Source organism: Anaerolinea thermophila, assembly GCF_020723905.1.
GTDB classification, from domain to species: domain Bacteria; phylum Chloroflexota; class Anaerolineae; order Anaerolineales; family Anaerolineaceae; genus Anaerolinea; species Anaerolinea thermophila_A.
On sequence record NZ_DYHZ01000004.1, the window covers coordinates 166,554 to 179,098 of the forward strand.

Consider the following 12,545-nt stretch of genomic DNA (forward strand, 5'->3'; position numbering starts at 1 on the left):
TTTACTCCTCCTGAGGGTTCTCACGCGGTCGGGCAACGTTGTAGATGATGTCTTCGGGATCCACAATGAGAATCACACTGCCATCGCCCATCTCGGTAGCGCCCTTGACGCCCGCCGTGCGCACCAGCGGGTCTGACAGGGGGTGCATCACCGCTTCACGGATGCCCACCACGCGATCCACCATGACGCACACGGGATGGTCTTCATCGCCCAGCACAATCCCGGGGATGATGCGGGTGGGCTTGGGGGTGGTGTGGAAGAAGTCGTGCAGGGCAAACAGCGGCACCGCCTTACCGCGCAGGGTCAACAGGGTGCTGTTCATGAAGCGCGTGGTCTCGGCAGGGTTGACCTCGATGACCTCGCGCACAAGCGCGCGGGGAATGGCGTAGCGTTCGCCGCCGCTCTCCGCAATCAGGGCATCCAGAATGGTGAGGGTGAGCGGCAGGCGCAGAGAAAAGGTGGTACCCTTGCCCCACTCACTGGTCAGACTCATCTGCCCGCCCAGATGGCGGATGGTTTCCATGACCACGTTCATGCCCACCCCGCGCCCGGCGCCCATATCGGCATCTTCACGGGTCGAAAAGCCGGGGCGGCACAGCACCTCCAGCACCTCGTTCATGTTCAGAGGGCGGTCTTCCTTCAGCCAGCCCAGCGCGCGGGCTTTTTCCGTCACCTTCTGCACATCCACCCCGCGCCCGTCATCGCTGACTTCAATAATCACACGGTCGCCCTCGGGACGTCCCCGCACCCAGATGGTGCCCTGCGGGGGCTTTCCCGCCTGCACCCGTTCCTGCGGGGCTTCAATCCCGTGGCTGATGGCATTGCGCACCAGATGCAACAGCGGGTCAAGCAGGCGCTCCACCAGCGACTTGTCAATCTCCGTCTCGGCGCCCTCCAGTATCATCTGCACCTCCTTGCCCGACTGCTGGGCAAGGTCGCGCACGGCAAGGGGCATGCGCGAGAAGACCTCCGAAAGCGGCACCAGACGCATGCGCACCACCGTCTGGCGCAGATTGCGCACCTGCCTGCCCATGCGGAGGATGATCTGCTCCAGACGGTCAAGCACGGCGGGCGGCGCGCCGCGCAGTTCGGGCAAAATTTCCTCCAGACGCGAGCGGGTAATCACCAGATCGCCCACCGTCTGCATCAAGGCATCCATCCTCGCCAGTTCCACGCGGATGGAAACGGTGGAAATCACCGCGGGTGGGGCAACCGGCGCGGCGATTGCCTCTGGAGCCGGTTCAGGCGCGGCAGGCTCTACGGGAGAAACCCGCCCGGGCTCCTGCAGAGGAATCCAGTCCAGCGGCGGCAGGTCGGGGGCTTCAGGGCGCGCCCTGCCCGCATACAGAAAGGCAAAGCGCACCACCTGATTTTCGATGATCGGCTGGGCTTTGATGATTTTCCCCTGCGCTTCCAGAAAGGCGCGAATCTGATTGACCCGCGATTTCTCGCCCGGCTGACGGGTGGGGTCGTACACCACCACGCCAATCTGCATACCAGCCTGTTTCATCTCTTCCAGCAGGGCTTTTTCCAGATCGTTGAGGCTGGAGAGCAGGTTGTCTGTCACAGCCCCGCCCTGCAGTGCAGAAACAGAAGGGCTTTCCTTCCCGGCACGGGATTTCTTCGAGGCTGGCTTCTCAGGGCGGTATGCCTGCAAACGCAGCAGAATGTCTTCAACGGGCGGCGGCGGTGCGGCAGGGTTGCGCAGGGCGACAATCACCACCGTCAGGCGCTTGACGCCCTCAATCAGCGCACCGATGAGTTCGGCAGAAAATTCCAGGTGCTGATCGCGCACCTCGCGCAGGATGCTCTCCATGGCATGGCTGAGTTCCGCCCCCGCGCTCAAGCCCACCATCCCGCACAGTCCCTTGAGAGTGTGAAACGAGCGGAACAGGGCATTGATTTCCTCCGCCTGCCGGGCTTTTTCCAGCGCAGTCAGCGGGCGGTCTTTCCCGGAACCGCTGTAACGCTGTTCAAACTCCAGCAACAGGCGGGTAATGCTCTGCAGATGTTCATCCGCCTCTTCAAAAAACCCTTCCAGATCAGAAAATGGCACATCGGGCGGAATCATTTCCACAACTCCTCTACGGTGTGCAGCAGCACCGACGGAGAAAACGGCTTGGTCAGGTAGCGGCTGGCGCCCAGATGCATGGCTTCCTGCAAACTTTCTTCATCCCCGCGAGTCGTGAGGATGATGACGGGCAGATTCCTCAACCGATCCACCTGACGGATGAACTGCAGCACTTCCATGCCGTGCATATCGGGCATGTTGATATCCAGCGTCACCAGGTCGAAGGACATCAGGGTCATCTTTTCCAGCGCCTCCAGCCCGTTGCCCGCCTCCTCGAAATCAGCCTCCAGCGGTTTGAGCGCGGTGATGATCATGCGGCGGATGGTTGGCGAGTCGTCCACCACCAGTATCCGCCGCCGCACATTCTCCCTGGGCGAACGGCTCAGCCACGAACGGATGAGTTCCTCGCTCAGATCCTGCTTGGGGATGAAATCGAGCACGCCCACCGTTTCAGCGGCTTCGCGGTAGTCGTACATGTCGTAAATGGAGAGGATGACGATTTGCGCGGGTAACCCTCTGGCGCGAATCTGGCGCGCGGCTTCGATGCCGTTGCCGTCAGGGAGAATCAGATCCATCAGAATCAAATCGGGGGAGAGGCGTTCTGCCTGCTCGACCGCTTCCGTCATGGTCTGGGCGGTACCCACCAGTTCCAGTCCCGGGATACTCTGCAGCAGGCTGGAAGCGCTTTGCAGAAACTGTGGACTGTCGTCCACGAGAAGAATTCGATGAGCACTCATGTTTTTAAGATAGTGCTCCACAGCCGATGCCGTCAATCAGGAATTTCCTGATGCCCACAGTGAGCCGGTCATCCCCTATCCCATCCAACTTCCCGCCAGAGGTTCGCAGAGCAGGCAGGACAAAAAAACAACCGGCGATGGCGGTTGTGCAGGACCTGTTTCCATGCACTGAACCGTCATCGCCGGGTTCCGGTGATCCCGTCAACGGGAAGCGCCGACCGACCGCCCCCGGCAGGGGATGCCCCGCCGGTCTTCAGCCGAAAAGAGGAGTCAAAAGCCCTACGAAGAGCGCAGTCGCCGCGCTACCAGGATGATTACCACCAGCGCCACGCCCATGCCAATCATCCCGGGCAAGCCCACCTCGTCGGCAAAACCGGTGGTGGGCAGGGCAGTTGAGGTGGGCAGGACCGTGGCAGTGAACTTGCCTTGCGCCAGTTGCGTCTGCTGAGCCGCCAGGGTGGCTTTCTGCGCGTCCGACACCGAGGTGGGCGTCAGCGTGGGGGTGGCAGTGGGCGGCTGGACGATCACCGGCGTGTTGGTAGGCGGCACCGGTGTCGGCGAGGGGATGGGCGTCGCCGAGGGGGTCAGCAGTAACAGCGCCTGCTGAGCGTTCTCGGTGGCGGCAAATGCCGTGGCGGTGTTTGCCGCCAGCAGTGCCTGCTGTTGTTCCCGCAGGGCAGCATTGCGCTGGGGCAAAACAAAGAACACCATCACAGCCAGGAGAATCAGAGCCAGCAAGAAAATCCCGCCGATAATGCCAAGAGCAATCATGAAGTTGCGATTGCCGGGCTTTTCTTCCTGCGGCTGTGGCTCGGATGGGGTTTCCTCTCCAAAATCGAGGTCCTCAAATGGGTTCTGGTCGGACATCTGCGCGTTCTCCTTCTTCGTGGATTATACCGATTGTATCACTTCCAGATTCGCAAGGGGCACCACCACCAGGGTGTCTTTGCTCAGGCGCACTTCTGCCGCCTGCGCCCGCACCCCGTTGGGCAGAACGGTCAGCCCCGGCAACAGGCGCACCAGCACCCCCACATGAGAGGGGTACGGCGCTCCTGAAATGCGCACCTTTTGATCCGGTTTAAAGTAGGCAAAGTCTGCCGCGGGTTCGCCCACCGCCGGCAGGGGGATGATGAGTTCGGGGCGCTCTCCCGCCAGCGGACGGAAGGGGGTGTACAGGGCAACATCGCGCTTATCGTTGGTGCTGATGAGCGCATACGCCGCTTCGTTCATGGGAATACGCCCAAACCCCTCGGTGAGCAGAATGGGGTAACTGACACTGCGCGCCACCGGCACCAGACTGGCGCTCATGCTGGAAAGAATCAGCCCGCGCAGAGGCAGTTCCTCGCCCATGCGCAGAACTTCGGCGTCGGTGCACATTCCACCAACCACCACCGCCCCCCGCAGACTCACATCCATCTTCTGGCGGGTCATTTCCTCGTCCGGTGCGTTGAGCAGGTTGACCAGCATCCCCTCGGCAACGCGGTCGTTGCCCCAGGCGCCCTGAATCAACGCCCCCTGCCCTTCAATGACCGCCCCGCGTTCCTGAATGACCTCGGTGACGTAGCCCGGCACTCCGGCGACGATCTGGACGGGCTGGCTCTGCACCTCCAGAATCACCCGCCCGCCGGCAATCATCACCACCTGACCATCGGCAGGGGCGCGCACCATGCGCTGGAACAGCCCGCCGGTCTCGGCAATCACATCGCCCTCGAAGACGCGCTCGCCCTCATTGCGCACGATGGCGCGCTGGGCTTGCTCCACGCTGCTTAACCGCAGGGCGCGGCGCACATCCACCAGCACATGCTGAGAGGGGATTTGTGCTTCGGCGATGACATCGGAAGCGTTGACCTTTTGACGGCTGGCAACCAGCACCCGCCCGCTCACCGGCAGGGTGCGCACCCGCCGAATGCTGGTCAAGCCGAGAATGTGAGTTACCTGTGCAAGCATAGACTGTCCTTATCCGTTCTCCGTTGCAAGGTTCATACCGGTCGCCGGGTTTCCAGCGCCTGCGTCCAGCGCAGCAGCAGTTCGCGGCGGCGGTTCGGCTCAGCGGGCAGAGAAAGCGGTCTGCCGCGGGCGTCAATCACCGCGCCGCACAGCCCGCCGACGATTTTGAAGCCCCCCGCCGTCTTGCGGCGCGGGTCAATTTCGGTACCGCGCATGGCTTCCAGATACAGGCGCGCCGTCTGTCCGTGACGGATGGGCAGTGGCACCAGCGAGCCCTGCCTGATCTCCATCTTCACCTCGTTGCCATCCTCGTAAACCAGCCGCGCTTTGAGGATGACCGTACCGGGCTTTGCATTGCTCACCGGGCAGATGACCGCACCAAGGTTCTGGAAGGCGCCGCTTTCCAGAATTTGCACCGGCAGAAGTTGATTGGCGGCGGCAATTGCCCCCAGCGCGGGCATCAGCCCGTAGGGGTCGAGGAACAGCGTGCTCACGCCGGTGGGTTGAAGCCCATCCAGCAGCATGAGCAGAGACTGTACCGGCGAACCCGCCTGCGCCAGCGCCGCACCGCCGGCAAAAATCGGCTCAAAGGTCATGGCGCAGTCGGGGTAATCCTCTTGAAATGCCTGCGCGGCGTAGCGCAGAATCTCCCGCACCAGCCCCTGTTCGATTGCCAGCGTGGTGGTGGTGGCAGGAATGGTGGCAGGGTAGAGGCTCTTCTGCCACAGGTAGTCTTCCACTTCCTGAACAGACACCTCCATCGGCACCCAGCGCGCCACATCGGCAGGGGAAATGCGCTCCAGCACGCCCTGCATGCCCAGCCCGTTGCCCAGAGGACGGAAGACCTTCAAACGCTCCCTGCCGCCGATTGCGCCCGCCAGATAGGTGGCGTGTGAACCCACCTCCACCCCCAGCACCCCCTTGGCAGGGTCATACAGTTCGCTCAGGAACCGCACCAGCCGCAGCGTGGCAATGGCAGTGGGCAAAACCGGCCCAGCCGTCAACTGCCCCAGAGCGCTCAACCCGCCGAACTGCTGTCCGCGCAAACTGACGGTCATCTTTGCCAGCGCATCCGCCGCAGGCGCCAGGTCTTCCTGATCGAAAGTCGGGCGGATGTTGGGCGCCGCAAAGACCTCCGTGTAGCGGCTGAGCACTTCCTTTAGTTTCTTGGTGAGCGCCTGGTTGCCGCAGTAGAGAATGCGGGGACGCGATTCGGGGCGCATGGTTTTGAGCGCCAGCAACACCAGTTCCACCAGTTTGCTCACCGAGCGGGTGGCGCCCTTTTCCGTACCGCCCGCCAGAATGAAGAAATCGGCGCTGGCTTGCAACAGAGCGTCCAGTTGCGCATCCTGACGGCGATGATCGTTCAGCCCCAGACTCTCCACAATTTTGCCGTAGGTGGTGGTTGCCAGCCGCCGCGCGCTCGCCAGAGAAACCTCTTCCAGCAGACCGATGACCACCATTCTGACATCGTTGCCCGCCGAGAGCGTCAGCGCCAGCCGATCCACCCCCGAGCCGTCCGGGCGGGTGGGCAGGATGAGGCGGCTCCCCTCATCCATGATCGGGCGTGAGGTGATTTCCTGCAACCGGGTCAGGGCAAGGTGCACCCCTTCTCCAACATCATGAAACGGCGCCGCCCAGGTGCTGGGAGCACTGCCCGCCGCCAGAAAATGGTAGGCGCCATCCACCACATCAAACAGCAGGGCGCGGGTGGTGGTGGAACCGATATCAATGGCGAGGAAGGATTCCGCATCAATTACCGAGGACATGAGCACCTTTCGCTAGGAGAGGAGTCGCGCAAGCAACAGCAGAATGGCTTGCACGCGGTCGAGGAGTGCAGTGATGGAAGCAATCAGCACGCCGGAGAACAGCGCGCCCAGAGTGATGCCCAGGAAGATCTGTCCCACCCAAGCCAGTGCTTCCAGCCAGGCAGGACGTTTGGGCACTTCGCCGGAGAGCGAGGCGCGGGCAGGGGTGGAGAACTGGAAATACGCCAGCACCCCCACAGCACCGATGAGCGCCAGCAAGCCCTCCAGAATGCCGCTCCCACTGCGGAACGGCGCGCCTGCCGCGTTCACCTGCCCCAGCAGCGTGCCAAACACCGAACCGCCAATGGCAACTGCCGCGCCAACCCCTACCAGAAACGCCATGGGGGCTTTGCCCAGAAACGCCAGACGCGGCGAAATTTTAAACAGCAACAGCGCCGCACCCAGCAGAGGCACCACCGCCAGCACACGCTCCCCCATCGTCCCGAGAAGAATCGGCTCGACCAGGCGCGGCATCAACACCTGATAAAACACCACCACAAAGAGATAGCCCGCCGCCACCCCCACAAAGAGATAGGTTGCCACGCGGAAAAGGAAGTTATCCCCAAAGATGTAGGAGAATACCATCAGGGTGAGCACCACCCCTGCAATCATCCAGACCCATTCCATCATAGGCTACGCCTTTCTCCTGCGAGAACGTCCGCCCCGTCCGGAAAGCGCCGAGATAGCGATGCCGAACAGGAAAAGCACCAGCGCCATCAGCACCCCGCTCTGATAAGCCCCCCAGAAACGGGTGGCTTCGCCGCCAGCAGACATCAGCCGTTCGTATCCTGCACCGCCGCGCAGACCGCTCACCAGCCCCTGCACCTGCGCCGAGCCCAGGTAAGGCGCCAGCATCGGCTCTGCCTGCGCGCTGGCGATCATCATCAGCGGGACACTGCCCAGCAAAGGCTGAACCTGCTCCACCCAGGCACGCCCCACCTCGGGGCTGTCGGTCAGCACGATGACCAGCACGAAGTCCTGAATGCCCTTCACCCCCTGCGCCGCGGGACGATCCCACGCCCCCACACCGGTCAATGCCGTATCCAGCGCCGAAGGCGCCGCGCGGCGCGGATTCTGCGCAAACTCCAGCAGGGAGGTTGTCCCGCCTGCCAGATACCCCAGGTTGACCGTACGCTCGCTCACCCCATACTGCGGACGGGCAAGCGCCGCCTCACGCACCATGGCATCCGCCAGCACCGGTCCACCCACCACTGTGGAGACGATGAACAACCGGGCATTGCGATCCATGAGATGGCGCAACAGCGCGCCGGAGGCAAAGCGCATCTCCGCGGTGTGCGAAGGCTCATACTCCACTGCCAGCAGGACGGGAGCGTTCTCGGGCAAACTGTTCACCCGCTGATAGAAGGCTTCCAGCCCCGGCACTGCCGCAGGATTCACATTCGTTAAGGCAAAGGAAGGCGCCAGCATGGTCAGCAGAGACAGCACCAGCAAAAGCGCCAGAATGACCCGCAAAATCACCTGCGGCGCACGGGAGGTTTCGGCAACCACCTCGCGCGGTTTGGCTTCCAGCGCCAGAACGTTCTCCAGCAGGGCGGCATTGGAGCGCTGACGCTCGCTAACCTTCAGGCGCACCGAGTAAGCGGGAGGCTTGCGGTAACGCGAAACGATTTCCTCCCCCGCAATCACCCCCACCAGCCCTTTCAGCGGACCGGATTCCTCCAGAACCTGCTCGCCTTCTTCCACCATCGTCTGGCTGGGCAGTACTGCCTCAAGCGGACGCATCTCTTCCACCCAGGCAGGCAGTTCGGCGGGCGCCAGCGCTTCGGCAGGGGCTTCCTCTTCGACCACCGGCGCTTCCTCAGCCCCCTCAACGCCTTCTTCCGGAGCGCTTCCCAGCCACTCCGGCAGTTCCACCTGGAAGGGCACCTCACCCTCCACCGGCGCAGGCTGTTCCTCCGCCTCGATCAGCGGCGGCACCACCGGTCCGGCAGGCTCGGGTGGCGGCTGGACCCCGCTGAGCCACTCGGGCAGGGACTCATCCACAAACGGCGAGACCGGTCCGGCGGAGATTTCTTCGGGTTTTTCTTCCATCTGCCCGAAGGTTGTCAACCAGTCGGGCAATGCTCCTTCCTCTGCCGGCGCGGGAGCGGGTTGCTCGTGTTCGGCACGGAATTTTTCAAAGCCCTCATCGGAGACCCATTCGGGCACAGCGGGCACTTCGGGAGAGACTTCCCCGGTGGGCGTTTCCGCCATCCATGGGAGCATTTCCTCTCCGGCGGGCTGTTCGGCGGGGGCGGTCTCCTCTTCAACCACGCCCGCCCCCGCAAGCCACGGCGGCAGTTCTTCTCCGGCGGGCTGTTCGGCAGGTACGGTTTCCTCTTCAACCACGCCCGCTCCGGCAAGCCACGGCGGCAGTTCCTCTCCGGCGGGCTGTTCGGCGGGGGCGGTCTCTTCTTCAACCACGCCCGCTCCGGCAAGCCACGGCGGCAGTTCTTCTCCGGCGGGCTGTTCGGCAGGTGCGGTTTCTTCTGCACCCACGCCCGCCCCGGCAAGCCACGGCGGCAGTTCCTCTCCGGCGGGCTGTTCGGCGGGGGAGGTTTCCTCTTCAACCACGCCCGCTCCGGCAAGCCACGGCGGCAGTTCCTCTCCGGCAGGCTGTTCGGCAGGCGCAGTTTCCTCTGCACCAAAGCCCGCCATCCACGGGAGCACTTCTTCCTCCGCAGAGGGTTCAGTGGGCGCAACCTGAGATTCCAGCGAAGCAAAGAACGCCGCCATCTCATCGGGGACGGCTTCCTGTGGAGCAACCTCTTCTTCCGGCGCTTCCGGCAGAGAGAAACCCGCCTCAGGGGGGATTTCCGGGGTCTCCTCTACAGGGATCTGCCAGTCGCGCAGCCCCGAAAGCCAGTCGCCCTCCTCCGCAGAGGGAGCAGGCACGGCACTTTCCGGCGGGGCGGCGGTGGGTTCCGCGGGCAGTTCCCACGGCAGGGGTTCCTTTTCACCCTCCGGGGGCGTCTCTGCACCGGTCAAGCCGCTCAACCAGTCCGGGAGAGGGGTTTCTTCCTGACCTTCTCCGCCTTCGGAGGCAAACCAGTCCAGCGGCGTGCCGCGTTCGGCTTCGCTTTGCGAGCGGATGTCCTTCAGCCAGTCGGGCAAATCCGCCTCTCCGCCTTCTCCTCCCGCGGGGGGCGTTGAGGGCGTCCGCAAAGCGCTCAACCAGTCGGGCAGGGCTTCTTCCGCACCCAGACTGGCACCGCAAAACTGACAGAGGAACGCCTCTTCCGGATTGCTTTTTCCACAGGTTGGACAGATTTTCTCAGCCATAGGTTACCCACTGTACGGGCGGTCTGCGCCCAGAAGGATACGCAGTCCGGTCATCAGACTGCCCAGCGCAATGCCAATTAAAATGCCCCGTCCGCCCGCAACCGGCAGGCGCTCGAAAAATCCAATGAGCGCGCCCGGCAGAGGCATTTCCTGCAGGGGCATGAGCAAACCGGCGCCCAGCAAGAGGAAAAAGACGGCGGAGATCACAAACACCACCGCCATTACCCCCTTGCGGCGCTGAAACAGGCGCATGCTGGCGAACACCAGCGTCACCGCCAGCAACCCCAGCAGGGTGGCTTCCACCGGTACCTGAATTGCCAGCACGGCTTGCTGGAAGCGCGGATCGGCGGGGGTGAGAATCATCCCGGCGGCGGCAGTCACCAGAAACGCCAGCACCACCAGCACGCTGTAGCGATCAGCGTCGCGGCGGGCGGTCATCCGGCGCAGATGGGTGAGGAAAAGGTGAATCACCCCCACCCAGGCGGCAATGCCAGCCAGCACCACCGCCCAGCCGATGAAGATGGCGCGCACCGCCTGAATGTACGCCAGTGAGGTCCATTCCGGCGGAATGAGATAGCCCAGCAGGACAATCAACCCCGCCGCAATTGCCAGAGCCGTCATCACCGGAGATCTCATAGACTCACTCCTGCCAGCCCAAGGATTGCCGAAAGCACCATCAGACCGACCACCACCCAGCGCAGGATGTCCTGCACCCGCAGACTGGTCTGATAAATCGCTCCGGCTTGCAGATATGCCGGGACGGCAAACAGTTCTTCGCCCAGCAGGGCCTCTTCAGCGGTGACGTAAAACACCGCCTGTGCATCCAGCGCATCCGACGCTCCCAGCGAGAAGGCGTTCTCATGCTCGGATGCCGCCGCCATCAACCCGGCTTCGGGACCGAAATTGCCCACAAACAGATTGGCGGAGATGCGCTCCTGATGGATGACCGGTAGTGTGCCTGCTGTGTAGGACATGGGGGTTGCGCCGGTCAGGCGTCCGCGTTCGGGGTCGTACTGCTCCGGGACGTTGGCAATCCGGTACGCCGCCTGCAGGGTATCCTGACTGAGCACTGTCAGCGTCCCTTCGCCGCTGGTTGCCACCGGCGGGCGGTCGCTGATGAGACTCAACTGCGCCACGCGTTCCAGCGTGCTCAACCCCACCAGCGCCGAGGCATTGGTCGGGCTGAAGATGCTGGCTTTGCCGATGGAGAGATGGATGCGCGAGCCATCTTCCACCGAAAGTCCCAGGGCGCGGCGCGCCCGTTGAAGCGCGGGAATGGCGCGGAACACCACTTTGCGTTTGCGCAGGGCTGGAAGGGACAGGATCAGGGTCAGGGCGCCAGCCAGCACCACCAGCCCAAGCCCGAGAATGGATTCAAGCCAGATCACGCGGTGTTTTCCTCCCGTAAGAATGAAGCAAAGGCAGACCTCTCTTCATCATCTTCGCACAGGTGCGCCAGCGCCGCCAGTTTCTCTGCAGAGACCCATCCCCCCAGCAGGGGCTGGCTCATGGTGATGATCTGCCCCGCAAGAATAGAGAGCGGCGCGGCGCTTTCCAGCAGGGCGGCGACAAACTCGTTCAAACCCCAGCGTTGCAAGGTTTGCGCCCAGGCATGCCAGTACGCGCGATATGCCTGCATAGTAAGAGTATAGCACAAGTTGAATCCCGTGTTGATTTTTTTTATCCGTTTGGGTCAGGGTGTGCTCTCGGGCAGGGGTGTCTCAGGAACGCCACAAAAACGTCCCGCCGCCGCGGCGGTAAAACGCCAGCACCTGCTCGCGCATGCCCGCCTCACTGCCGAACAGCCGATCCACCTGCGAGGTGTAGGCGGCAATGGCATCCTGCCAGCGCGCCAGCGCCTCTCCGCCAACCTCGACGCGCAGGATGCGTTCGGGGGGTAAACCCGCCTCCAGCGGCAGGTTGTGCCACTGCGCATAGGGGAAATCGGCGTAGTACCACAGTGGACGGCGCAAGCCCTCCGCCGCGGCACGCGTCAGGCGGTGATCCACATGATTGCCGTACGACAGGGGGACGACCAGATTTGCCCCGCGCGGCAGTCGGCGCGCCCAGTTGCGCCGCAGGCGCTGAATCAGCGCCCCCTCGGCGGGGTGCACGGGAAGCCACAGATCCTCCCCCCGCTGGATCAGCGGCGTACCGTCGGGCAGGAAGCGGTAGATGCAGTCGGGCAGGGCGCCGTGGCGCACGGATGCTCCGATGAGCGCACAGGCGGCGCGATCCTCAGCCCGGCGCAGAGAGACCAGATTCGCCCCCACCCCCAGTTCGGCGTGCATCTGGCGGGCAAAGGGCGGCAGAGGACGGCGGGAGTCGGGAAACCCACCGCAAACCGTCCAGATTTCCACGTGCTCACCGCGGCGGACTTGCTCGGCAATCATCCCGCCGCACGAAAGCACCACATCATCAAAATGGGGAGAGAGATAAATCCAGTGCAGATCAGCCTCCAGCAGGACAGAAAATTCTCCTCAGAATTGTGCTCAAAAACATCCCGCCAGTCAAGGCGCCCGGGCATGGCAATCCAGAAGGTCTCCAATTTACTCCCTTTCCCCTCGTCCTCCTTGCACCTCTCCGGTAAAAACCCTCCTTCTTTGCGCCCTCCGCGCCTCAGCAGTACCCCCCCTCTTTCTTCGCGCTCTTTGCACCTTTGCGGTAAACACCCTCTTTCTTCGCATCCTCTGCGCCTCA

At 63.2% G+C, this 12,545-nt stretch carries 11 protein-coding genes; all 11 read right to left on the minus strand.

Annotated features, from left to right (window positions below; all coding sequences use genetic code 11):
* Nucleotide 1: 1 nt before the first annotated feature.
* The 11 genes from LHF31_RS07505 to LHF31_RS07555 all read right to left on the minus strand — a co-directional run bounded on the left by LHF31_RS07505 (nucleotide 2) and on the right by LHF31_RS07555 (nucleotide 12,310).
* Nucleotides 2–2,071, minus strand: a complete 2,070-nt coding sequence (locus LHF31_RS07505; RefSeq protein ID WP_303774016.1) for a chemotaxis protein CheA — start codon at nucleotides 2,069–2,071, stop codon at nucleotides 2–4.
* Nucleotides 2,068–2,808: a response regulator gene (locus LHF31_RS07510; protein WP_303774018.1), complete on the minus strand. Its 741-nt coding sequence runs from the start codon at nucleotides 2,806–2,808 to the stop codon at nucleotides 2,068–2,070. The genes LHF31_RS07505 and LHF31_RS07510 overlap by 4 nt, the downstream gene beginning before the upstream one ends.
* 279 nt (nucleotides 2,809–3,087) lie before the next feature.
* The gene (locus LHF31_RS07515; protein ID WP_303774020.1) at nucleotides 3,088–3,675 is read right to left on the minus strand and encodes a hypothetical protein; all 588 of its coding nucleotides are present in this window, start codon (nucleotides 3,673–3,675) and stop codon (nucleotides 3,088–3,090) included.
* Between the two features lie 24 nt (nucleotides 3,676–3,699).
* A complete protein-coding gene (locus LHF31_RS07520) occupies nucleotides 3,700–4,755 on the minus strand; it encodes a hypothetical protein (RefSeq protein WP_298006924.1) in 1,056 nt (351 codons plus the stop codon).
* Between the two features lie 32 nt (nucleotides 4,756–4,787).
* On the minus strand, nucleotides 4,788–6,524 hold the full coding sequence (locus LHF31_RS07525; RefSeq protein ID WP_303774022.1) for a glutamate mutase L: 1,737 nt from the start codon (nucleotides 6,522–6,524) through the stop codon (nucleotides 4,788–4,790).
* 12 nt (nucleotides 6,525–6,536) lie between these two features.
* A complete protein-coding gene (locus tag LHF31_RS07530) occupies nucleotides 6,537–7,193 on the minus strand; it encodes a hypothetical protein (RefSeq protein ID WP_303774024.1) in 657 nt (218 codons plus the stop codon).
* 3 nt (nucleotides 7,194–7,196) lie between these two features.
* Complete coding sequence (locus LHF31_RS07535) at nucleotides 7,197–9,845, minus strand: hypothetical protein (RefSeq protein ID WP_303774026.1); 2,649 nt, start codon at nucleotides 9,843–9,845, stop codon at nucleotides 7,197–7,199.
* A gap of 3 nt (nucleotides 9,846–9,848) precedes the next feature.
* Nucleotides 9,849–10,481 (minus strand): hypothetical protein, encoded by a 633-nt coding sequence (locus tag LHF31_RS07540; protein ID WP_298003316.1) that lies wholly within the window; start codon nucleotides 10,479–10,481, stop codon nucleotides 9,849–9,851.
* Nucleotides 10,478–11,233: a DUF6754 domain-containing protein gene (locus tag LHF31_RS07545; RefSeq protein WP_298003312.1), complete on the minus strand. Its 756-nt coding sequence runs from the start codon at nucleotides 11,231–11,233 to the stop codon at nucleotides 10,478–10,480. The genes LHF31_RS07540 and LHF31_RS07545 overlap by 4 nt, the downstream gene beginning before the upstream one ends.
* Entirely contained in the window at nucleotides 11,230–11,484 is a 255-nt protein-coding gene (locus LHF31_RS07550; protein ID WP_298003308.1) for a hypothetical protein, read from the minus strand. Before LHF31_RS07550 ends, LHF31_RS07545 begins: the two co-directional genes overlap by 4 nt.
* Nucleotides 11,485–11,566: 82 nt before the next feature.
* A complete protein-coding gene (locus LHF31_RS07555; protein ID WP_333657489.1) occupies nucleotides 11,567–12,310 on the minus strand; it encodes a PIG-L family deacetylase in 744 nt (247 codons plus the stop codon).
* Nucleotides 12,311–12,545: the final 235 nt, after the last annotated feature.